Source organism: Polaribacter sp. L3A8, from assembly GCF_009796785.1.
In the GTDB taxonomy this organism is placed as follows: domain Bacteria; phylum Bacteroidota; class Bacteroidia; order Flavobacteriales; family Flavobacteriaceae; genus Polaribacter.
Map to the genome: position 1 here is coordinate 1592712 of NZ_CP047026.1, position 23098 is coordinate 1615809.

Consider the following 23098-nt stretch of genomic DNA (forward strand, 5'->3'; position numbering starts at 1 on the left):
CAACAAACTTATGATAAAAACAATATTATTTATCTTCCTTAGCCATTCATTTATAGCTAATTCACAAAATTATATAGTTAGAGACTCTACTTCAAAAAAAGCAATCCCATATGTTGCTATACAGTTTCCTTTAACAAATAGTGGATTTTATTCTAATGACAAAGGATGTTTTGAGCTTAATAAAATTAAACCAGATAGCATTTATATTTCCTGCTTAGGTTATAAAACACTAAAGACTAGGATTAAATTATTGAAAAACACAATATTTTTAACTTCTAAAGATAATATATTAGACGAAATTGTTATCAGTAATAGACCTAATATTATTAAAAAAGTTGGATTTAAAAAAGGAAATACTTTTTTAGTAGATTCAACAAAAGAACCATTAACATTGGGGTTTTATGCTTCTTTAGAAACTACCAAAAATGATACTTATATTAATGATGTTTTGCTATCTTTTAATAAAAAAGGATATTCTAAAAAGTACAAATACCGAAGTTTTATAAGATTTGCAATCTATTCTACTGAAAACAGATTACCTTTAAAGCTATTAATAGAAAAACCGCTTTTAATAGAACTAAACGAGAACTCAAAAAAATATATTAATATTAATCTTATTAAAAACAGTATAAAACTTGATAAGAAAGGTGTATTTATTATTATCGAAAAAATTGGAGAAGTTGATAGTAATGGTAAAATAATTTCTAAAAAACAACCCTTACCTAATTTAAAATTTTCTACAAAAAAACCAAAAGAGTTACTTGATTATTCAACATTTATATTTTTGGAAGGAGAATGGAAAGACTTTTCTATTTTAAATCTAAACATGAATCTCGCTATAGAGTTTACATTGGCTAATTATGAAAATTAACAAAATACATACCCAACAACAAGACCAATCTGATTGCGGTATTATATGTTTACAAACTATCCTTAAACATCATAACAGTTACATTTCTTTACAAAAATTAAGAGAATATAGCGGTACGTCAAAACAAGGTACAACTATGTTAGGTCTTATGCAATGTGGCAATAAAATAGGATTTGAAATAAAAGGCTATGAATCTACTATTACAGCATTAAAAGAAAACAAAACTCCGGCTATTTTACATACTCTTTTTGAAGAAAAATTACAACATTATATTGTTTGTTTTGGTTACGATTCTAAAAAAGAAATGTTTATTATAAGCAATCCTGCAAATTCAAAAATTGAATATATTAATGAAAAAGAACTAGAGACTATTTGGCAATCTAAAGCACTGCTACTTTGTAAAGAAACAGAAAAACTTATAAAGAAAAAAGAAGAAAAAAAACAAAAATGGCAATGGGTATATAAATACATTAAAGAAGATGTAAACTTACTTTCAATGTCTTTATTTTTAGGAATTATTTTAGCAATTTTAAGTTTAGCAACAGCTGTATATTCTCAAAAATTAATAGACGTTTTATTGCCCTCAAAAGACACTTTTAAAATTATTGCAAGTATTTGTCTATTATTTTTCTTATTTAGCATCCAAGTATTCTTTGGTTATTTAAGAGGTTTATTCTTAATACGTCAAACTAAAAATTATAATATAAGAGTAATTCACTTTTTTTACAATAACTTATTAAAACTCCCAAAAACATTTTTTGATACTAGAAAAATTGGAGATATGGTAGCAAGAATGAACGATACAAGTAGAATTCAAAAAACTATTTCAAAAATAATTGGAAGTATAGTAATAGATATATTATTAGTTATAATCGTTTCAATAGCAATTTTTAATTATAATACAACTCTAGGATATATTACATTATTATGGATTCCTTTACTAACAGTAGTTGTTCTTTTTTTTAGTCCAAAAATAAAACAACAACAACAAAAGGTTATGCAGTCCTATTCACGAAATGAAAGTAATTATATAGATACTATAAATGGAATAGAAACTATTAAAAATAATAACAAAGAACTTTTTTTTGCAAAAGAAACAAACTCTATTTATAAATTATTTCAAAAAGCAATTTATGATTTAAACCGTTTAAGTCTAAACTATGCAACAATAAGTGAATTAATCTCAATTTTTTTTATAATAGGAACACTTAGTTATAGTGTTTATTTAGTTTTAAACAATGAATTAACAGCAGGTGTAATTATCGCAATTTTACAATTAGTAAGTATGTTAATGGCTTCAACTTCAAATTTAGCTTTAGTTAATATTGAAATTCAAGAAGCAAAAGTAGCATTTAATAGAATGTATGAATTTACTTCCATAGAAGAAGAAAATAAAGGGGGAATTCCATTAAAAAAAATTAATTCTTTAGAAATTAAAAACCTTTCTTTTCGTTTTGCAGGTAGGAAAGAACTCTTTAAAGATATTAATATATCTGTTAATAAAAATGAATGTATTGCAATCGTTGGAGAAAGCGGAAGTGGTAAAAGTACATTAGGACAAGTACTACAAAAATTCTATCCTTTTGAAAATGGTGAAATCTTAATTAACAATCAATACAATTTACCAAATATAAACACAGAAGATTGGCGAAATATTATTGGTATCATTCCACAGGACATAACCATATTTAGTGGAAATGTAATCACAAATATCTTGTTAGGTAAAGAAGATACTCCAGAAAATATTGAGAATTTTTGTAACCAATATGGTTTTACAGAATTTGTAAATAGTTTACCTCAAGGCTTTGCTACTATTTTAGGCGAAGAAGGTATTAATTTATCTGGTGGGCAAAAACAAATCATTGCTTTAATGAGAGTTTTGTATAAAAAACCTCAATTATTATTATTAGATGAATTTACATCAGCAATGGACAGAAAAACAGAAAAATTTGTATTAAACTTATTAAAGAAACTAAAATCTGAAATAACTATTATTTTCATTTCTCATAGGTTACATTCATTACCTCAAATTGCAGATACAATTTATGTATTAGAAAATGGAGTAATTTCTAATTTTGGTAATCACAATCAACTAATGGAAACCACTAACTTTTATAGTGATTTTTGGAAAGAACTTATTATTTAATTTAGAACAATTAACTCCTTACATACTCATTGTCAGTCAAAAACACAATATACTTTTAAAAGAATTCGTTATATTTACAATAATAACTTTTAAAAATTAAAAAAATGAGCAAGCAATATGAAACAGGAAATGCTAAAAATGTAGCTAATCTTCAAAAACTAATTGAGCAAGTAACAGTATATACTGCCTACAATCCACCAGTCGATAATTTAAAAATTGTAAACTTAAACACGTTATATACAAATTCTTTAAATTCAGTTACAGAAGTAGAGGAAAAACGTAATGCAAATAAAAATTCTATACACACAAGACAACAAGAGTATCTAAATTTAAAATCAACTTCTACAAGAATTATCAATCAATTAGAAATATTAGGTCTTACAGAAGGAGTTTTAGCACAAGCAAAATCTTTAAACAATTTAATACAAGGAACTAAAAAGAAAAAGAAAGAAGTAGATGCAGAAACAGGAGAAGAAAAAAAAACAACTTCTACCTCTCGTCAATCTTTCACACAATTAGCAGATAATTTTTCTAAAATATTACAATTATTAACTACAATTCCAACATATAATCCAAATTTAGAAAAATTAAAGTTAGTGAATCTAACAGCTTATCATACTATTTTAGTAGAAAGTACAAAAAATGTAGATATTACAGAAGCTGAATTAAACACTAAACTAATAGAAAGAAATAAAATTCTTTAGAGGTCAGTATTTAAATTCATATCTTTAAAGTCAATAAATAGAGTATTATTATGAATATATTTAAAGGACAAAATCTTCTAGAGTTTGCTGATCGGTTTAAAACGGATGAAGATTGCAAGAAATACTTGGCAGATATTAAATGGAAAGATGGATTTCAATGTGTTAAATGTGGTCATAACAAGGCTCAAATAAGAAAAGATTTTTCACGTACATGTAATATTTGTTCTCATCAAGAATCATCTACCTCAAACACACTTTTTCACAAGGTAAAGTTTGGTGTTAGAAAAGCTTTTTTTATTGTTTTTGAAATGAGTACAAGTACTAAAAGCCTTTCTGCTAGTTATGTTGCAGTTCGTTTTAGCGTAACAGAAAAGACAGCCCGTTTATTTATGCTCAAAATTAGAGAAGCAATGGAAAGTAGTGGAAATAGTCCTATGACTGGTATTGTTCATGTAGATGAATTTGTTTTGGGTGGACGAGAAAAAGACAAAGTAGGAAGAAGTTATAATGCTAAGAAAAAGAAAGCTATAACTGCTGTTGAACTAACTCAAGATGGAAAAGTTAAAAGAATGTATGCCATGAGAATCGAAGATTTTTCAGCTAGTTCTTTGCAATATATTTTTGTGAATCATATCAGTCGAAAAGCTAAAGTGATAACCGACAAATGGAGAGGTTACAGGCCTATTGCTAAAGTTTATAATATTACTCAAATAGAAAGTAATGGTGGTATGAATTTTAAAGCACTTCATACAATGATTCATCAAGTGAAATCTTGGATAAGAACAACGTATTCTTGGGTTAGTGACTTTAATCTAAATAGATATTTTAATGAATTTTGTTTTAGAATTAATCGATCACAAAGTAAAGCAACAATATTCAATAACTTAATAACTAAAATGGTTGAAAAGGAGAAAGTAGAACATCACAAAATTATATGTAACTAACTACTGACCTCTAAAATTCTTTATGAAAATGGAACAGGACTATATACCATTGCTCAAAATGTGAAAAAATATGTAAAAAGTATATATGGAGCAACCTCTCCTGAATATTCTAACATCTCAAAAATAAAATTTACTTCAAGTTAACATAAAACCAACAAACCACTCTATAAATGTATCAATTTTATTTTATATTACTTCAACCTTAAATATGAATACAACAACTTGAAAGTATATTTTTTCAATCCATTTTAGTAATTGAACAATATTAATTATGAATACATCAATCAAATTTATGAATTAAATAATCTGAATTAATAATTATGCAAAATAAAAAACGAATACAACGCCCAGTTGCCAACAAAGAACTGAGCTAAAAAACAACTCTTTTCTTCATTAAATTTACGCACTATTATTATAGGCTCATAATTCTATCAATTAGTATTTTGAGCTTTTATTTTTTATGTAATTACTATTTATTTTGATAAAACAGAAACGTACGTTTCGTCATATGGTAAACCTGATTTTGCGATAGCAAAACTCTGTTTTATCAATTTATTTGAAACCGCTATTAAAGCCAATTTCTTACTCTTACCCTTGTTAACAATTCGCTCATAAATCTCACGACATCCTTTATTATGTTTACAAGCTGTAAAAGCACAGAGAAACAAGAGGTTTCGTAGTTTCCTATTTCCAACCTTACTTATTCTACTTCTTCCACGTACACTACTTCCAGACACTCTTATCGTTGGAGTGATCCCTACATAACTACATAATTGTGAAGCCGTTTCAAACTTCCTAAACCCATCAGTAATTACGATTAAAAACAATGCCGTTTTCAAACCTATCCCTGGAATACTAGTTAGTAATGTTAATTGTGCTTGCTGGTCTTGTTTTACTAACGAAAGTACTTTTGTTTCGATTCCTAAAATCTCTTTATCTAAATGTTTTTTAGTCCGTTTTAAAGAACCATAAACCCACTTAGAGGGAATCCCTAAAACTTCTTCTCCGTGAATTTTATTCTTTACCGCTGTGCGTTTTTTAATATCACTATCTAATAATCTAAACAACTGTAAGCACTCACTCTGAACATTGGTAAGAGCAGTATACAATGGAACTTCATTGATGCCTCCATATTCACAGATAGCCTTTGCATCACTTTTATCCGTCTTTACTTTAGACAATTTCATTTGGATAAAACGCTTTACAGATAAAGGATTTACAATAGATACAAAAATGCTTTGTTTGTATAAAAACTGAGCTAACCTGTAATGGTAATAACCCGTTGCTTCCATAATTACTAATGAGTTTTTAGGGAGATTTTTTAAGAATATTTTAAACCCTAATTCATCATTTTTAAACTGATCATGACCACTTGTACTTCCATAAACATCAAAAACGTCTTTACTGATGTCAACTCCAAAAATTTCCTTATATTTATTCATAAGAACTGATTTATGAAAGAATAACCTACTTTTACTCACAACAACTTGAAAACGAGATCTAGGTCTCACAGAACTGAACGTGATTTTAGTAGAAAAGAGAGAGGATTACCAATGTTGTCGAAGTCTAAGCTTCACCGTATAAATTAACCTTAATTCTCTCTTTTATTCTTTCTGATTATATACTTAAATTTAGTCTTTTATTATAAAATGCTAACTTAAGCCGTATAAAATTAATTGCTGTTTTTAGCTCACTTGGGAAATTCCTCCGGAATTTCGCCGTTCGTGTTTTATTTAGTAAATTCACTGCTTAATCAACGCAACAAAGCTTATACAACAACGTTGTACACAAGCAACCAGCCGCATATTTTAGCACTTTCGGTTTTTGCCAACGCTCGATTCCAACGCTCGAAAAACCAAAAGAGCTAAAATTCCCCAACACACCAGAACGAAAAAAATAATCTGAATTAAAACTTGAAAATCCAAAATGTTTTTATAAATTTGGACAATATTTGTCTAAAACAATTTTGACCAATGAAAACATTAGGAGACACTTTGAAATGTGCAAGAGAGGAAAAAGATTTAATTCTACGAAAAGTTGCGGCTGAAGTGGATATTGATCAATCTTTGATTAGCAAATTTGAGAAAAACGAAAGAAAACCGACAAAGGAACAAATCGTAAGACTTGCTAAATTTTATGAACTTTCAGAAAGTGAACTTATCATAAATTGGTTTTCAGAAAAAATTGCAGAAGAATTAAAATATACAGAATCGACTTCCGAAATACTGAAAGTTGCAGAAGAAAAAATTAACTATTATAAGACTCAAGAAAATGGAAAATAAGAAAATGAAAGTTGCAGAATTGTTTGCAGGAGTTGGAGGTTTTCGTCTTGGACTTGAAAAAAGTAATTACGAAATTGTTTGGAGTAACCAATGGGAACCATCTACCAAATTACAACACGCATCAAAAGTTTACGAGGAACGTTTTGGAAAAGAAAACCACTCAAACGAAGATATAAATGAAGTTGTAACAAGAAATGTAGAGGAAATTCCAGATCACGATTTATTAGTTGGCGGATTTCCTTGTCAAGATTATTCAGTAGCAACAACATTGCATAATTCAAAAGGTTTAAAAGGCAAAAAAGGTGTTCTTTGGTGGTCTATTCATCAAATTTTAGAAAAGAAAAAAAACAAGCCAAAATACTTGTTTTTAGAAAATGTTGATAGACTTTTAAAATCGCCAGCAAAACAAAGAGGAAGAGATTTTGCTGTAATGTTGCAAAGTCTAAACGAATTAGGTTATGCAGTAGAATGGAGAGTTATAAATGCAGCTGAATATGGAATGCCACAAAGAAGAAGAAGAGTTTTCTTTATTGGTTATCATAAATCAACAGATATTTACAAAAGACTTCAAAAGTCTAATAAAACTAATTGGTTAGTCGAAGAAGGAACAATTGCAAATGCTTTTCCTGTTCAAAAAACAGATTCAATTCAAGAAGTCGAATTAAAAGGAGATTTAGTTGAAATAACAAATGATTTTAATAAAAACGGAAAATTATCGCCTTTTCAAAATACAGGTTTACTTATAAAAGGTAAAGTTTATACAACTAAAACAGTTCCAAATTATGATGGAGAAAGAACTGTTTTAGCAGATGTTTTACAAAATGGAGAAGTAACACCTGAATTTTTTATTGACGAGAAAGACAAAGATAAATGGGAATATTTAAAGGGTGCTAAAACTATAGAACGTAAATCACCAGATGGTTTTGTTTATAAATATTCAGAAGGCGGAATGATTTATCCAGATGCTTTAGATAATGCTTCAAGAACTATAATTACTGGAGAAGGTGGGAAATCAGCTTCAAGATTTAAACACGTAATTGTTTCAGATAGAGGTTTGAGAAGATTAACACCAATCGAATTAGAAAGACTAAATATGTTTCCAGACAATCACACAAAACTTGACGGAATTACAGACACAAAACGAGCGTTTTTTATGGGAAATGCTTTAGTTGTTGGAGTTATTGAAAAAATTGGAGAAGAACTTTATAAACAGATAAATCAATTTGAGTATGTATAATGTAAATTCAGCTGACTCAATTATTGACTTTGCCAAATTATTAAAAGACCAAACTTTAAGAGAAGCTTGTGGAGTTGAAATCGAAAAACACGGTTATAAGGGAAAAGGAAATTTTGGTCAAATATTAGAAAAATTCTATTTCGGTTACGAGCCAAATTCTGATGCAGAACCCGATTTTAAAGAAGTTGGAATGGAACTTAAATCAAGTCCATTAAAAACTTTGAAAAACGGAGAATTCCGTTCTAAAGAAAGATTGGTTTTAAACATTATAAATTATTTAGAAGTTCATAAAGAAGAATTTGAAACAAGTTCTTTTTGGAAGAAAAATGCTCATTTACTTTTAGTGTTTTATCTTCACGACAGAGATTTAGAATTACTTGACTATATAATAAAGTTGGTTGATGATTGGAAATATCCAAATGAAGATTTAAAAATTATAAAACAAGATTGGGAATTTATCAATCAAAAAATAAAGGACGGAAAAGCTCACGAATTATCAGAAGGAGATACATTTTATCTTGGAGCTTGTACAAAAGGTTCTACTGCATTAAAATCATTTAGAAATCAACCTTTCAATGAAGAGCAAGCAAAGCAAAGAGCATATTCTTTAAAACAAGGTTATGTAAATCATATTATTGCAAATATCGCTCAAGAAGAAACTGCTATCTACGGAAAGATAATTGAACGACCAGAAATTTTAGATAAAGTTCAATCTTTAGAAGAAATAGTAATTTTAAAGTTCCACCCATTTTATGGGAAATCCGCAGAACAAATTGCACAAGAATTAGGTTTAGACTTAAATGAAAAAGCCAAAAGTTATTTTGCAAATCTTACAAATTCAATTCTTGGACTTAAACTCGGTCAAAAAATTGAGGAATTTGAAAAAGCGGATATTCGAGTAAAAACAATTCGACTTAAAGAAAATAATTTACCGAAAGAAGATATTTCATTTCCAACATTTGAATATCAAGAACTTATTGAAACTGATTGGGAAGATTCAGATTTTAAGAACATTTTAGAAAGTAAATTTTTCTTTGTGTTTTATCAATTTGAGGGAGAAAAATTGATTTTAAGAAAAGTAAAATTTTGGAATATGCAACATTCAGATATTCTTGAAGCAAAAAATGTTTGGGAAGAAATGGTAGAAACTGTTACAAATGGAGAAATTGTAAAGGAAGTAACTGAAAAAGGTGTGAGAAAATCATTTTTTCCAAAGAAAACGGAAAATAGAATTAGTCACGTCAGACCTCACGCAAGAAATAAGGAAGATACTTACGAATTGCCTATTGCTGATAAATTGACAGGATTGACTGAATACACAAAACATTGTTTTTGGCTAAACGCAAGTTACGTGAAAGACGAAATATATCTGAAATAAGCCAACGCTAAAAGCCATACATGTTTTGACCCCTATAAAACAAGAGTAATCTTTTAAATTTCGATTATTGGTTAAGCGGTTAACTTTTTCATTCTAATAAGATGTTCATCTGCATTCCATTTTTCCATTGGTGTTATACGTCCTAACAAGCCGTGAAGTCTTCTATTATTATAAAATTTCACGAAGCGTTTTAGTATTTGCTCTATTTCTCCAAAATATTGGTAGTCCCACCTATTAAAGACTTCTTTTTTCAATATTCCATGATAGGCTTCTATATGTGCATTCTCTTCTGGGGTTGCTACGTGTGTAAATTCTTGTTGCACTCCAATGAGACCTAAATATTCACGTACTTTTTTTGCTATAAACTGGCTTCCATTATCACTTCTAATGACCACGTTTTGAGGGTAGTCATAATTTTCAAACAACTCAGAAAGTAGCGCTATAACGTGATTTTGTTTAATAGTAAAAGAAAAATAGTCTTTTATATTCTTCGAGTGTGAACGTCAATAACTGATAGTAAATAAGCATTCTTTCCTACACTTGGTATCCAAACCATCTTTATATCCATCTCCAGGCATTCTAAAGGTCTAGAAGTTTGCACCTTTCTAAACTTTACAAACTTGCGTCCAGAACCACTTCTATCTATCCTATTATCAAGTTTCAACAAGCCTTCTTCCTTCATAATTCTATACAACTTTTTATGATTGATAGTGTAACCATCTCTAGTTAAATAGCTGGTCATTAATCGATAACCACAATCTATAAACTCGTGCTTTAAAATCTCTTTTATAGACACAACTACAGCGTCTTGTAATACAAAACCTTTAGTCTTGTGGAAAGTCTCTTTAGATGGCTTATTTCCTTTTTTACCGCCACTAGGTTCTCTATAATAGCTACTCGATACAATACCAACCATCTTTATAATCTTAGCCTTAGAGATTTTATGTTTGTTATAAATAGTGTCTACTAGATCTTTCTTGGATCGGACGTCCCAAACTTTTTTTTTAAAAGCTCACGTTGCACTTCAAGCTCGATTTCTCTATCACTCAGCAATTTTCGTAACACTCGATTCTCTTCTTCAGCTGCTTTAAGTTCTTTACTTTTAGTGTCATAGGTAACTTTTAAACCTGCTTCTCCTTTGTGCTCAAACTTCTTTTTCCAACTATAGAAAGTGCCAGTACTTACGCTGTATTTTCGGCAGGCCTCAACGATACCTATTTCTTCGGAAACAGATAGTATTTCTAACTTCTGTTCTAAAGTCCATTTCTTGTATTTCATATCTCAAATATATTAGTTTTGAAATTTAAAATATCACTCCGAACTTATTGGGGGCTAAAATAATACACATTTGCAATTCGCTTCAGCCACCAACACAAGCCAAAAATTACAAAAGAGTATGTCTTTGCCAACGCTAGCAAGTTTGCGGAAAGAAAATGCCAGTGTACAACAAAGAACTGAGCTAAAAAACAACTCTTTTCTTCATTAAATTTACGCACTATTATTATAGGCTCATAATTCTATCAATTAGTATTTTGAGCTTTTATTTTTTATGTAATTACTATTTATTTTGATAAAACAGAAACGTACGTTTCGTCATATGGTAAACCTGATTTTGCGATAGCAAAACTCTGTTTTATCAATTTATTTGAAACCGCTATTAAAGCCAATTTCTTACTCTTACCCTTGTTAACAATTCGCTCATAAATCTCACGACATCCTTTATTATGTTTACAAGCTGTAAAAGCACAGAGAAACAAGAGGTTTCGTAGTTTCCTATTTCCAACCTTACTTATTCTACTTCTTCCACGTACACTACTTCCAGACACTCTTATCGTTGGAGTGATCCCTACATAACTACATAATTGTGAAGCCGTTTCAAACTTCCTAAACCCATCAGTAATTACGATTAAAAACAATGCCGTTTTCAAACCTATCCCTGGAATACTAGTTAGTAATGTTAATTGTGCTTGCTGGTCTTGTTTTACTAACGAAAGTACTTTTGTTTCGATTCCTAAAATCTCTTTATCTAAATGTTTTTTAGTCCGTTTTAAAGAACCATAAACCCACTTAGAGGGAATCCCTAAAACTTCTTCTCCGTGAATTTTATTCTTTACCGCTGTGCGTTTTTTAATATCACTATCTAATAATCTAAACAACTGTAAGCACTCACTCTGAACATTGGTAAGAGCAGTATACAATGGAACTTCATTGATGCCTCCATATTCACAGATAGCCTTTGCATCACTTTTATCCGTCTTTACTTTAGACAATTTCATTTGGATAAAACGCTTTACAGATAAAGGATTTACAACAGATACAAAAATGCTTTGTTTGTATAAAAACTGAGCTAACCTGTAATGGTAATAACCCGTTGCTTCCATAATTACTAATGAGTTTTTAGGGAGATTTTTTAAGAATATTTTAAACCCTAATTCATCATTTTTAAACTGATCATGACCACTTGTACTTCCATAAACATCAAAAACGTCTTTACTGATGTCAACTCCAAAAATTTCCTTATATTTATTCATAAGAACTGATTTATGAAAGAATAACCTACTTTTACTCACAACAACTTGAAAACGAGATCTAGGTATTTTAGCCCCCAATAAGTTCGGAGTGATATTTTAAATTTCAAAACTAATATATTTGAGATATGAAATACAAGAAATGGACTTTAGAACAGAAGTTAGAAATACTATCTGTTTCCGAAGAAATAGGTATCGTTGAGGCCTGCCGAAAATACAGCGTAAGTACTGGCACTTTCTATAGTTGGAAAAAGAAGTTTGAGCACAAAGGAGAAGCAGGTTTAAAAGTTACCTATGACACTAAAAGTAAAGAACTTAAAGCAGCTGAAGAAGAGAATCGAGTGTTACGAAAATTGCTGAGTGATAGAGAAATCGAGCTTGAAGTGCAACGTGAGCTTTTAAAAAAAAAGTTTGGGACGTCCGATCCAAGAAAGATCTAGTAGACACTATTTATAACAAACATAAAATCTCTAAGGCTAAGATTATAAAGATGGTTGGTATTGTATCGAGTAGCTATTATAGAGAACCTAGTGGCGGTAAAAAAGGAAATAAGCCATCTAAAGAGACTTTCCACAAGACTAAAGGTTTTGTATTACAAGACGCTGTAGTTGTGTCTATAAAAGAGATTTTAAAGCACGAGTTTATAGATTGTGGTTATCGATTAATGACCAGCTATTTAACTAGAGATGGTTACACTATCAATCATAAAAAGTTGTATAGAATTATGAAGGAAGAAGGCTTGTTGAAACTTGATAATAGGATAGATAGAAGTGGTTCTGGACGCAAGTTTGTAAAGTTTAGAAAGGTGCAAACTTCTAGACCTTTAGAATGCCTGGAGATGGATATAAAGATGGTTTGGATACCAAGTGTAGGAAAGAATGCTTATTTACTATCAGTTATTGACGTTCACACTCGAAGAATAGTAAAAGACTATTTTTCTTTTACTATTAAACAAAATCACGTTATAGCGCTACTTTCTGAGTTGTTTGAAAATTATGACTACCCTCAAAACGTGGTCATTAGAAGTGATAATGGAAGCCAGTTTATAGCAAAAAAAGTACGTGAATATTTAGGTCTCATTGGAGTGCAACAAGAATTTACACACGTAGCAACCCCAGAAGAGAATGCACATATAGAAGCCTATCATGGAATATTGAAAAAAGAAGTCTTTAATAGGTGGGACTACCAATATTTTGGAGAAATAGAGCAAATACTAAAACGCTTCGTGAAATTTTATAATAATAGAAGACTTCACGGCTTGTTAGGACGTATAACACCAATGGAAAAATGGAATGCAGATGAACATCTTATTAGAATGAAAAAGTTAACCGCTTAACCAATAATCGAAATTTAAAAGATTACTCTTGTTTTATAGGGGTCAAAACACCTGCCTACGCAGGAATGACATACGCTATAAAATATCATCATACCAATCGCTAGCTAAATCTAGCCATTGAACATTTTCTTCCTCAATCAATTTAATTTTCCAATCGCGTTTCCACTTTTTCATATTATTTTCTCTTGTAATAGCTTCTTCCATATTTTGGAACGTCTCAAAATAAACCAACCTATTTACACCATACTTTTGTGTAAAACCTTTTTTGATTCCTTTTTTGTGTTCATAAACTCTTCTTTGTAAATCATTTGTTACACCAATATATAATGTTCCCCTAATTTTACTTGCTAAAAGATAAACATAATATTGATGAATTGTTTTCATTTATTTTTGAAGTTTGGGTTCTTGCATACTTGGGAGTGACAAATATGCTTATTCTTTTATATTTCTGATATTAATCCTCATTTTGTCATTCCTGCAAAAGCAGAAATCTATAATTGGTAAACAAAATAGCTCTTAAAATTAATTTAAGAAATTACTTCTTTTAAAAGTTAACATTTATCCATCATGAGTAATTCGTTTGGATTCCTGCCTGCGCAGGAATGACAAGTATGCTTATTCTTTTTATTTTTCTGACACTAGTCTTACTTTTTGTCATTCCTGCGAAAGCAGGAATCTATAATTGATAGACAAAATAGTACTTAAAAATTCATTTTAAAAACTACTTATAAATCAAATACTTACTTCTAACCAATTTAAAAGCATTTAAATCTTTCTGCCAAGTTTTTCTAATTTCTTGTTCTGAGATACCTTTTTCTATTTGTTCTTGTAGTTTTTTTGTTCCTGCTAATTTGGTGAAGAAATTATTAAAAAAGTCTTTAGACGTATTTTGCTTGTAAGCTTTTATCAAAAAAGACAAATCTATTTTACTCAGATTGCCAATTTCTTCTAGATTTTTTCCGTAACATAATTGGTTTTTAAACTTAGGGTATTTAGCGCCTTCATTTGCTTGTGGCGTAAAAGTAAAATCGCTTTTTGTTAAAAATGGAGAACCATAAATTTGGAATTGCATTTCAGTTCCTCTACCTGCCGAAACATTGGTTCCTTCAAAGAAACACAAACTCGGATATAGATTAATACTTTTATCATTTGGTAAATTAGGAGATGGTTTTATAGGCAAACTATATTCCGTTTGATGCGTATAGTTTTCTAACGGAATCACTTTTAAGTTACACTGCATTCCGTTTTTAAGCCACTTTTCTCCGTTAATCATTTGTCCGTATTCACCAATGGTCATTCCGTAAACTACCGGAACTTTATGCATCCCTACAAAAGAAGTATGCGCTAATTCTAAAACAGGTCCGTCTATATAATGTCCGTTTGGGTTGGGTCTGTCTAAAACAATTACTTCTATTCCGGCTTCTGCACACGCTTCCATTACATAGTGTAAAGAAGAAATATAGGTGTAAAAACGGGCACCTACATCCTGAATATCAAAAACAACCACATCAATTCCAGCTAATTGTGCTGCAGAAGGTTTTTTATTTTTACCATAAAGCGATACAATTGGTAAACCTGTTTTGGTATCAAAACCATCTTTTACAACCTCGCCAGCATCTGCTTTTCCTCTAAAACCATGTTCTGGCGCAAAAACTTTTTTAACGTTTATTCCGTTATAACTAAATAAATAATCTACTAAATGATGGGTTACATTTTTAGAACCCATAACATTAGGCGCTACAACTGCTCTTTCTAAAACAGACAATACAGATGTTTGGTTTGCAACCACAGCCACATTTTTTCCTTTTAATAAATTTAAATATAAATCTGTACGCTCTGCTCCTATTTTTAAAACAGGTATTTTTTCTGTTACTTTCTTAACTATTGCTTTGGGTTTTTGGGCACAAGAAATGAGCTGAAAATTCAGCATAAGAAATAAGAATAAATATGTACTTTTGAAAGGTTTAAAATTGATCATAATTTGAATTACGAGTTATTTATTGCAAAACGCATTATTGCTGGCAAAAAGTATAAAAGTAGCATTTCATCGCCAATAATAAAAATTGCAATCACTGCAATTGCGTTGGGAATTATAATTATGCTAATTGCTGTGGCAACTGGCGCTGGCTTGCAAAATAAAATTCGCGATAAAATGGCGGGGTTTAAAGGCCATGTTCAGATTGTAAACTATGATGCCAATAATTCGGATGTTTCTACAGTACCTATAAATAAAAATCAAGATTTTTATCCGAAGTTTAAAAACATAGATGGTATTAAAAATGTTCAGGTTTTTGCTAGTAAAGGCGGAATCTTAAGAACAAAAACCGATTTTGAAGGTATTATTTTTAAAGGTGTTTCTACAGATTACGATTGGTCTTTCTTTAAAGAGTATTTGGTAGCAGGTAGCATTCCGAATTTAAATTTACCAAGAACCAAAGAAGTCTTATTATCACAAACAATTGTAAACCGTTTACAACTAAAATTAAACGATACTATTTTAGCTACTTTTTTAAAAACAACTACTAGCAAATTACCTTCTAACAGAAAATATGTTATTGTAGGTATTTACAATTCTGGTTTTGCAGAATTTGATAAAACCATGATGATTGGTGATCTTAGAGAAGTGCAAACTCTTAATAAATGGACAGAAAATGAAATTGGTGGTTTTGAAGTTATCTTAGATAGTTTTGATCATATAGAAGAAAAAGGAGCCGAAATTTACAGTAATATTGGTGCAACTCTAAACAGTAAAACTATTTTAGAAGCCTATCCTGCAGTATTTGAATGGATACAACTTTTTGACAATAATGTGTGGTTTATTATTGCTATTATGATTTTAGTTGCGGGTATAAATATGATTACCGCCCTACTTGTTTTAATATTAGAACGCGTACAAATGATTGGTATTTTAAAAGCCTTAGGAAGCAACAACACAAGCATCAGAAAAATATTTTTATACAATGCCTCTTACCTTATTTTAAAAGGTCTTTTTTACGGAAACATCATTGGGTTGTCTATCATTTTTATTCAACATTACTTTAAAATTATTACTCTAAATCCAGAGACGTATTATGTAAGTACTATGCCTGTTCATATTTCGCTTATGTATATTTTATTGCTAAACTTAGGTACCTTAATTATGTCTTTTCTAATGCTCATTATTCCGTCTTACATTATCACAAAAATAAATCCATCTAAGTCTATTAAATTTGCTTAACATTTGGGCGTTCCCTAAAAAGGTCGCGCTTTCCACTATATCTTTTTTTCGTACCTCTAAAAAGGATGCCGTTTCAATCGCTAACGCAAACATACTGTAAGCTTTAGTAAATACAAATTGCTAGCAGATAATTTGCGTTAGCGATTAAATGGCATGTTTAAGCTCTTTAACACTTCTTAAAAAGTGTTAAAAGCGAGTAATGAAAGCGCGACCCTTTGGGGAACGCCTAAAAAAAATTTACCTTTACAATAGATAGAAAATAGAGACCATGAAATACGCTAAAAACATATTAGAAACCATTGGTAACACACCGTTGGTGCAGTTAAATTCGGTTACAAAAGAAATAGATGCTTTGGTATTGGCAAAGGTAGAAACTTTTAACCCAGGAAATTCTATTAAAGATAGGATGGCTTTAAAAATGATTGAAGATGCAGAAGCTGACGGTCGTTTACAACCTGGAGGAACCATTATAGAAGGGACTTCTGGAAACACCGGAATGGGGTTGGCTTTGGCCGCAATTGTTAAGGGGTACAAATGCATTTTTGTAATATCGGACAAGCAATCTAAAGAAAAAATGGACATTTTACGTGCCGTTGGTGCAGAAGTAATTGTGTGCCCAACAAATGTAGAGCCAGAAGATCCGCGTTCTTATTATTCGGTTTCTAAACGTTTGGGTGCAGAAACGCCAAATTCTTGGTATGTAAATCAGTATGACAACCCGAGTAACGCTTTAACACATTATGAGCAAACGGGTCCTGAAATCTGGGAACAAACGGATGGAAAAATCACTCATTTAGTAGTTGGTGTGGGTACTGGAGGTACTATTTCTGGAACGGCAAAATACTTAAAAGAGCAAAACCCTAATATTAAAATTTGGGGAATTGATACGTACGGTTCTGTGTTTAAAAAATATCATGAAACGGGTATTTTTGACGAAAATGAAATTTATCCATACATTACAGAAGGAATTGGAGAAGATATTTTACCCAAAAACGTTGATTTTTCTTTAATTGATGGTTTTACCAAAGTGACGGATAAAGATGCTGCTGTTTATACTAGAAAAATTGCAAAAGAGGAAGGGATTTTTGTAGGAAATTCTGCTGGTTCTGCTATAAAAGGTTTGTTGCAATTAAAAGAACATTTTACTAAAGAGGACGTTGTAGTGGTTATATTTCATGATCACGGAAGTAGATATGTGGGTAAAATGTTTAACGACGATTGGATGCGTGATAGAGGTTTTTTAGAAGAAGATATTAAAACGGCTGCTGGTTTAATTAAAAACCATGGAGATACGCCTTTGGTTGCTGCACAAACAGAAGAATTGGTGTCACATGCAATTGAGCGTATGAAAGAATATAAAATTTCTCAGATTCCGGTAAAAGACATTCACGGTTTTGTAGGTTCTATTAATGAATCGGTTTTATTACACAATTTTATTGCCGATAAAAATATTGCAGACAAACCTATTAAAGACATTATGGGAAAACCGTACCCTATTGTAAAGAAAACAGCAAAATTAGAAGCTATTTCTAAATTGATAACCAAAGAAAATGATGCAGTTTTGGTTGATTTAGAAAACGGAAATCATCAGATAATTACAAAATACGATATTATTAGTGCTATGTAATTTTAGGGTGCGAAACTAGTTTCTAAATCTTATTATCTATACATAAAAAAAACACCTTTAACGAGGTGTTTTTTTTTGCATCCTGCTATATAATTACAAGTATATTACCAAACGTCTTAGTGGCCTATTTAAAAATAACAGAACCTAACTCTGGTACTTATTTTCTTCTTTTTTTACAAAAAAAAATCAATTTTAAAAATAAGTTATGTTAAATATATAATGCAACTATTTTTTTAATAGATACTAACCTAACCCACCATTAAATGAGGGCTTTTTGTTTTTTTTTGAGTAAAAAGCAACATCTCTGTTATTAGATGTTTAATTTGTTGCATCTAATTTTGTTGTGTAAAACTATCTTTAAGTTTTAAAAAAGACATATATTCTCTTTTTTAAAACCGAATAAAAGTTAACAAAAATTGCAAAATGACAAACCTATAATTTCTAATCTCTATTATAGATTTTATGAAATTAAATTTTTATTTAAAAAATATCCTCTAATAATATTTAGTAACGGAATTCTGTATTTTATCAGAAATATTTTTATTTTTAAGATAAAATCTATTTAGAAAAATTAAGTTTAAAAACGTCGTCTTACAATAAGTATTAAATTATTAGTCTATGAAGAACCTCTTGGTTTTAATACTATTTTTTTTATGTACAATTTTTCATGCTCAAAAACCTTATAAAGAATATCGTTTTGTAAATATAAAAGAAGGTATCCCCAAAGTTGGTGTGTCTTCTATTATACAAGATCACCAAGGATTTATTTGGATTGGAACTATTGGTACCGGTTTGTATAAGTTTAATGGTATAGATTATACTTCTTATAAATTTGATGTAGAAGATACCAACTCTTTAAGTAATAACTTAGTTCAGTGTGCCTTTATTGATAGCAAAAATAGGCTTTGGTGTGGTACAGAAAACGGATTAAATTTATACGATAGAGACCTAGATCATTTTAAAAGAATACAATTAAATAGTAAAAACTATTACAAAGAAAATGTACTAGCAATAGAAGAGGATTCTAAAGGAAATTTATTAATAGGAACTTATAATAAAGGCCTTTTTAAATTAAATATTGGCACGCTTAAAACAGATAGAATTATAAATGAAGATTACCCAGATTTAGCCATTAACTCTATACAACACACCAAACAAGGTAAAACATTTGTAGGTACAAATTTGGGTTTAAAAGAAGTAGATTTTATAGAAAACAAATTAATACATACTAGCGTTTTTACAGATCATAAAAAATCTATAAACGCACCTATAGAAAACCTATACATAGACCATAAAGATAATTTATGGATTGGTTTTGAAGGAAATGAAGGTGTTTATAAATGTGGGTTAACTAGCGATAGAAACAACAACATTATTAGCCTAAAAAAATTAGATTTTACTTCAAAAAAAATAATGCAAATCATTCAATTATCAGATAACACCATGATGATTGGTACCGAGAATGATGGCCTTTTTCATCTTGATGAAAATGATAATGTTATAAAAAATTACGTATCTAGTAAAACAGAAGAAAACAGTATACTTCATAATTCTATTTGGGAACTATTTATAGACAAAGATGATAGAATTTGGATGGGCTATTACAACAGCGGTGTTGCTGTTAGTGATAAGTTATATGATAAATTTAAAGGGATTAGAAGTTTACCTAACAAGCAAAATTCATTAAAAATACCTTCTGTAACAGGTATTGTAAAAGATAAATCTGGTAATTTATGGATTTCTACAGATGGTGGTGGTATTGATGTTTACAATACAAACACGTCTAAAATTATTCATATCAATAAAAAAAGTAATACTATTTATTCCGGACTTAACTCTGACTATATTGTTTCTTTATTTTTAGATTCTAAAAATAATTTATGGGCAGGAAGTTGGGACAATGGTATTTTTCTACTAAAAAATGGATCTAAAAAATTTATAAATTATAGTAAAAAAAACACCTCAAATATTTTTAACTCTAATACCATTAGAAGTTTTTCTGAAGACTCTAAAGGAAATGTTTGGATTGCTACTTTTTTTGAAGGTCTATACTCCTACTCTCCAAAAACAGATACCTTTAAAAAGTACAGTGCTAAAGAATTTCTAGAAAACAAGTCTTTGTGTAACAAACTTATGGTGGTGTATGTAGATTCTGAAGATGTTATTTGGGTAGGTACAGCAGATGGGTTATTTAAAATAAAAGAGCTAGAAAACAAAACATTTAAAGTTGTTTCTTTAAGAGAAAGAATGCAAAAAGAATATGGCAATTCATCAGACGTAAGTCATATTTTAAGCATTTATGAATCTTCTGAAAAATATATTTATATCGGCACAAGAGGCTCTGGACTTTGTAGGTACAATAAAAAAGATGACACCTATACTTGGTACAATAAATCTAAAGGATTAATAGAAGAAAATATTGCTGCAATTATTGAGGATAATGATCATAATATTTGGGTGAGTGGTAATTCTGGACTCACAAAAATAGATCTAAAAAACAATGATTATACAAATTACACCTCTAATGATGGTTTACTATCTAACGATTTTAATTTTGGTGCTGCCTTAAAAGATGAAAAAGGAACCTTGTATTTTGGAGATTTTAAGGGGGTAGATTATTTTAATCCAAAGGAGATAAAAACAAATGCGAGTTTACCTTCTTTGCATTTAACAGACTTTAAACTGTTTAATGAAAAAGTGATTCCACAAACAGAAAACTCTCCATTACAGAAAGTAATTTCAGAAACAAAAAGTATTCAATTATCTCATACACAATCTGTATTTACCATTGAATATACAGGACTTAATTACACAAGGCCAGAAAAAAATAATTACGCTTATTATTTAGAAGGATATGAAACAGCGTGGAACTATGTTGGCCGTAAAAGAAGTGCTACCTACACAAATTTAGATCAAGGAAATTATATTTTTAAACTAAAAGCAGCAAACAATGATGGCGTTTGGAATGAAGTTCCTCTAGAATTAAAAATAACAATTCTGCCACCTTGGTGGAAAACAAATTGGGCTATATTAGCTTATATATTGGCTTTTCTTTTTTGTCTTTACTTACTAAACAGCTTAACGCAAAAAAGGATAAAAGAAAAAGAAATACTTAAAAATGAACGTTTAATACAAACACAAAACGACGATTTAAATAAAAAGAAACTTCAATTTTTTACAAACATTTCTCATGAATTTAGAACGCCTTTAACGCTAATTATCAACCCTATAAAAGATATTATTAGTAATAAAGAACTCGATTTACCACAAAGTGTTAAAAATAAACACGCTATTATTTATAAAAACACCAACAGACTCTATAGACTAATTAATGAGTTAATGGATATTAGAAAATTAGAGCATAACAAAATGAAAATTAGGGCTAGTAAAATTAATTTAATTGAGTTTACTAAAAATATAGCCAACTATTTTCAGGAAGAAAGCATCAAAAAAAACATTTTATTAAGCGTAGATTCTGATGTACCTGATTTAACCGTTTGGGCGGATGAAAAAATGTTGGAAAAAATAATATTCAACCTATTATCTAACGCCATTAAAGCCACTCCAAAAGGAGGAGCTATTAATATTGATTTGTTTTCTAATCATAAATTATACAATTTACAATTAGTTGATAAAGAAAAACCTGTAGAGGCAATAGAAATTTTAATTTCTGATACCGGAGCAGGCTTAGATGAGGTAGAAGTAGAAAAAATATTTGAACGCTTTTATCAAGTAGAAGATCAAAACAAAACATACATAGGTGGTACTGGTATTGGTTTAGAAGTTGTAAAGAGTTTTGTATATCTTCATAAAGGAAAAATTGAAGTAGAAAGTAAAGTAGGTTCTGGTACCACATTTAAAATTTTATTACCCACTGGTAATGCGCATTACTCAGAAGATCAAATTCTATATAAAAACGAAAACACAGCTACTAACAAAGAAGGTTTCTTAGTAGTTAATACAGACCATATAGAAGATCAGTTAACAGAAGACACCCTTTTAAACAAAACAAAAACAGTGCTCATTGTAGAAGATAATGTAGAGTTATTAGATTATTTAAAACTAGAATTAAATAAAGAATATAAGGTATTTGTTGCAAATAACGGTAAAGAAGGTATTAAAATAGCAAAAGAAACCTTGCCAGATGCAATTATTACAGATGTTGTAATGCCAGAAATGGATGGCTTTGTTTTTTGTAAATCCATAAAAACAGACGCATCTACAAGCCACATACCTGTTTTAATGCTTACAGCAAGAACTACTATAGAAAATAGAATTGAAGGAATAGAAAATGGTGCTGATGCATATATGGTAAAACCTTTCGATTTAAAACTCTTAAAACTACGTCTGTCTCAATTAATAACAAGTAGACAATTAATTTTCGATAAATTTTTTGGAGCTATTAGTGGTGCAGAAGAAAAAATAAACTCAAATTCTATAGACAAAGAATTTATACAGAAATTACTAGAATATATAAATGAGAATATTTCTGACTCTAATTTAAGTGTAGAAGAATTAGCTTCACAATTAAAGTTAAGTAGAAGTCAGTTATATAGAAAAATAAAAGCCATAACAGGTCAGACTGTTAATGAATTTATTAGAAAAATAAGATTAGAAAGAGCCAAACAAATTTTAGATTCTGGCAGAGGTAATATTAGCGAAGCTTGTTTTAGTGTAGGCTTTTCTTCTCCGTCTTATTTTTCTAAATGCTTTAAGGCACATTTTGGCATCTTACCTTCTGAAATAGAGATAAAAAAAGATACTAAAATTTAGAGAGTAATTTACACTTTTAAAACACTTTATATATTAAAAAAGCATTTTTAAGTGT

General features: G+C 29.7%; 19 protein-coding genes. 12 read left to right on the forward strand and 7 right to left on the reverse strand.

Annotated elements, in window-relative coordinates; translation table 11 throughout:
• The first annotated feature begins 10 nt into the window (after positions 1-10).
• The 4 genes from GQR92_RS06430 (at position 11) to GQR92_RS06445 (ending at position 4665) form a co-directional block, all read left to right on the forward strand.
• On the forward strand, positions 11-871 hold the full coding sequence (locus GQR92_RS06430; RefSeq protein ID WP_158838328.1) for a carboxypeptidase-like regulatory domain-containing protein: 861 nt from the start codon (positions 11-13) through the stop codon (positions 869-871).
• Positions 861-3017 carry a peptidase domain-containing ABC transporter gene (locus GQR92_RS06435; RefSeq protein WP_158838329.1) on the forward strand — a complete coding sequence of 719 codons (2157 nt, stop codon included), beginning with the start codon at positions 861-863 and terminating at the stop codon, positions 3015-3017. The genes GQR92_RS06430 and GQR92_RS06435 overlap by 11 nt, the downstream gene beginning before the upstream one ends.
• Before the next feature lie 104 nt (positions 3018-3121).
• Positions 3122-3721: a hypothetical protein gene (locus GQR92_RS06440; RefSeq protein ID WP_158838330.1), complete on the forward strand. Its 600-nt coding sequence runs from the start codon at positions 3122-3124 to the stop codon at positions 3719-3721.
• A gap of 50 nt (positions 3722-3771) precedes the next feature.
• A complete protein-coding gene (locus tag GQR92_RS06445; protein ID WP_158838075.1) occupies positions 3772-4665 on the forward strand; it encodes an IS1595 family transposase in 894 nt (297 codons plus the stop codon).
• A gap of 473 nt (positions 4666-5138) precedes the next feature.
• Here the strand turns inward: GQR92_RS06445 and GQR92_RS06450 are convergent, their stop codons facing one another.
• Positions 5139-6107 carry an IS110 family transposase gene (locus tag GQR92_RS06450; RefSeq protein WP_158838331.1) on the reverse strand — a complete coding sequence of 323 codons (969 nt, stop codon included), beginning with the start codon at positions 6105-6107 and terminating at the stop codon, positions 5139-5141.
• A gap of 531 nt (positions 6108-6638) precedes the next feature.
• On the opposite strand from GQR92_RS06450, the gene GQR92_RS06455 reads away from it, so the two are divergent.
• The 3 genes from GQR92_RS06455 to GQR92_RS06465 are packed head-to-tail and all read left to right on the forward strand — an operon-like array spanning position 6639 to position 9562.
• Positions 6639-6947, forward strand: a complete 309-nt coding sequence (locus GQR92_RS06455; protein ID WP_158838332.1) for a helix-turn-helix domain-containing protein — start codon at positions 6639-6641, stop codon at positions 6945-6947.
• Positions 6937-8184 (forward strand): DNA cytosine methyltransferase, encoded by a 1248-nt coding sequence (locus GQR92_RS06460; RefSeq protein WP_158838333.1) that lies wholly within the window; start codon positions 6937-6939, stop codon positions 8182-8184. The genes GQR92_RS06455 and GQR92_RS06460 overlap by 11 nt, the downstream gene beginning before the upstream one ends.
• On the forward strand, positions 8177-9562 hold the full coding sequence (locus GQR92_RS06465; RefSeq protein ID WP_158838334.1) for a Sau3AI family type II restriction endonuclease: 1386 nt from the start codon (positions 8177-8179) through the stop codon (positions 9560-9562). Before GQR92_RS06460 ends, GQR92_RS06465 begins: the two co-directional genes overlap by 8 nt.
• Before the next feature lie 71 nt (positions 9563-9633).
• Here the strand turns inward: GQR92_RS06465 and GQR92_RS17960 are convergent, their stop codons facing one another.
• The 4 genes from GQR92_RS17960 to GQR92_RS06480 form a co-directional block, all read right to left on the reverse strand.
• Positions 9634-9957 (reverse strand): integrase core domain-containing protein, encoded by a 324-nt coding sequence (locus tag GQR92_RS17960; protein WP_233270037.1) that lies wholly within the window; start codon positions 9955-9957, stop codon positions 9634-9636.
• An 86-nt stretch (positions 9958-10043) separates the two neighbouring features.
• A complete protein-coding gene (locus tag GQR92_RS17965; RefSeq protein ID WP_233270039.1) occupies positions 10044-10478 on the reverse strand; it encodes an IS3 family transposase in 435 nt (144 codons plus the stop codon).
• A gap of 50 nt (positions 10479-10528) precedes the next feature.
• Complete coding sequence (locus GQR92_RS06475; protein ID WP_158838313.1) at positions 10529-10840, reverse strand: transposase; 312 nt, start codon at positions 10838-10840, stop codon at positions 10529-10531.
• Positions 10841-11124: 284 nt separating this feature from the next.
• Entirely contained in the window at positions 11125-12093 is a 969-nt protein-coding gene (locus GQR92_RS06480; protein WP_158838325.1) for an IS110 family transposase, read from the reverse strand.
• A gap of 125 nt (positions 12094-12218) precedes the next feature.
• On the opposite strand from GQR92_RS06480, the gene GQR92_RS06485 reads away from it, so the two are divergent.
• Both GQR92_RS06485 and GQR92_RS06490 read left to right on the forward strand, forming a co-directional pair.
• On the forward strand, positions 12219-12530 hold the full coding sequence (locus GQR92_RS06485; protein ID WP_158838313.1) for a transposase: 312 nt from the start codon (positions 12219-12221) through the stop codon (positions 12528-12530).
• 44 nt (positions 12531-12574) lie between these two features.
• Positions 12575-13426: an IS3 family transposase gene (locus GQR92_RS06490; RefSeq protein ID WP_302849606.1), complete on the forward strand. Its 852-nt coding sequence runs from the start codon at positions 12575-12577 to the stop codon at positions 13424-13426.
• A 75-nt stretch (positions 13427-13501) separates the two neighbouring features.
• Here GQR92_RS06490 and GQR92_RS06495 read toward each other — a convergent pair whose 3' ends face one another.
• Together GQR92_RS06495 and GQR92_RS06500 are read right to left on the reverse strand one after the other, a co-directional pair.
• Positions 13502-13810 carry a GIY-YIG nuclease family protein gene (locus GQR92_RS06495; protein WP_158838335.1) on the reverse strand — a complete coding sequence of 103 codons (309 nt, stop codon included), beginning with the start codon at positions 13808-13810 and terminating at the stop codon, positions 13502-13504.
• 337 nt (positions 13811-14147) lie between these two features.
• Positions 14148-15356: an exo-beta-N-acetylmuramidase NamZ family protein gene (locus GQR92_RS06500; protein ID WP_441339136.1), complete on the reverse strand. Its 1209-nt coding sequence runs from the start codon at positions 15354-15356 to the stop codon at positions 14148-14150.
• Between the two features lie 51 nt (positions 15357-15407).
• On the opposite strand from GQR92_RS06500, the gene GQR92_RS06505 reads away from it, so the two are divergent.
• The 3 genes from GQR92_RS06505 (at position 15408) to GQR92_RS06515 (ending at position 23043) form a co-directional block, all read left to right on the forward strand.
• The gene (locus GQR92_RS06505) at positions 15408-16643 is read left to right on the forward strand and encodes an ABC transporter permease (protein WP_158838337.1); all 1236 of its coding nucleotides are present in this window, start codon (positions 15408-15410) and stop codon (positions 16641-16643) included.
• A gap of 268 nt (positions 16644-16911) precedes the next feature.
• Positions 16912-18270 carry a pyridoxal-phosphate dependent enzyme gene (locus GQR92_RS06510; protein ID WP_158838338.1) on the forward strand — a complete coding sequence of 453 codons (1359 nt, stop codon included), beginning with the start codon at positions 16912-16914 and terminating at the stop codon, positions 18268-18270.
• Positions 18271-18888: 618 nt separating this feature from the next.
• On the forward strand, positions 18889-23043 hold the full coding sequence (locus tag GQR92_RS06515) for a hybrid sensor histidine kinase/response regulator transcription factor (RefSeq protein WP_158838339.1): 4155 nt from the start codon (positions 18889-18891) through the stop codon (positions 23041-23043).
• Positions 23044-23098 lie beyond the last annotated feature (55 nt).

Excerpts from the sequence above, each read along its gene's own strand:
- GQR92_RS06435 (WP_158838329.1), top strand. The coding sequence starts at position 861 with ATGAAAATTAACAAAATACATACCCAACAACAAGACCAATCTGATTGC.
- GQR92_RS06460 (WP_158838333.1), top strand. The coding sequence starts at position 6,937 with ATGGAAAATAAGAAAATGAAAGTTGCAGAATTGTTTGCAGGAGTTGGA.
- GQR92_RS06480 (WP_158838325.1), bottom strand. The coding sequence starts at position 12,093 with ATGAATAAATATAAGGAAATTTTTGGAGTTGACATCAGTAAAGACGTT.
- GQR92_RS06430 (WP_158838328.1), top strand. The coding sequence starts at position 11 with ATGATAAAAACAATATTATTTATCTTCCTTAGCCATTCATTTATAGCT.
- GQR92_RS06475 (WP_158838313.1), bottom strand. The coding sequence starts at position 10,840 with ATGAAATACAAGAAATGGACTTTAGAACAGAAGTTAGAAATACTATCT.
- GQR92_RS06510 (WP_158838338.1), top strand. The coding sequence starts at position 16,912 with ATGAAATACGCTAAAAACATATTAGAAACCATTGGTAACACACCGTTG.
- GQR92_RS06455 (WP_158838332.1), top strand. The coding sequence starts at position 6,639 with ATGAAAACATTAGGAGACACTTTGAAATGTGCAAGAGAGGAAAAAGAT.
- GQR92_RS06495 (WP_158838335.1), bottom strand. The coding sequence starts at position 13,810 with ATGAAAACAATTCATCAATATTATGTTTATCTTTTAGCAAGTAAAATT.
- GQR92_RS06515 (WP_158838339.1), top strand. The coding sequence starts at position 18,889 with ATGAAGAACCTCTTGGTTTTAATACTATTTTTTTTATGTACAATTTTT.
- GQR92_RS06500 (WP_441339136.1), bottom strand. The coding sequence starts at position 15,356 with ATGCTGAATTTTCAGCTCATTTCTTGTGCCCAAAAACCCAAAGCAATA.
- GQR92_RS06465 (WP_158838334.1), top strand. The coding sequence starts at position 8,177 with ATGTATAATGTAAATTCAGCTGACTCAATTATTGACTTTGCCAAATTA.
- GQR92_RS06485 (WP_158838313.1), top strand. The coding sequence starts at position 12,219 with ATGAAATACAAGAAATGGACTTTAGAACAGAAGTTAGAAATACTATCT.
- GQR92_RS06440 (WP_158838330.1), top strand. The coding sequence starts at position 3,122 with ATGAGCAAGCAATATGAAACAGGAAATGCTAAAAATGTAGCTAATCTT.
- GQR92_RS17965 (WP_233270039.1), bottom strand. The coding sequence starts at position 10,478 with ATGGTTGGTATTGTATCGAGTAGCTATTATAGAGAACCTAGTGGCGGT.
- GQR92_RS06445 (WP_158838075.1), top strand. The coding sequence starts at position 3,772 with ATGAATATATTTAAAGGACAAAATCTTCTAGAGTTTGCTGATCGGTTT.
- GQR92_RS06450 (WP_158838331.1), bottom strand. The coding sequence starts at position 6,107 with ATGAATAAATATAAGGAAATTTTTGGAGTTGACATCAGTAAAGACGTT.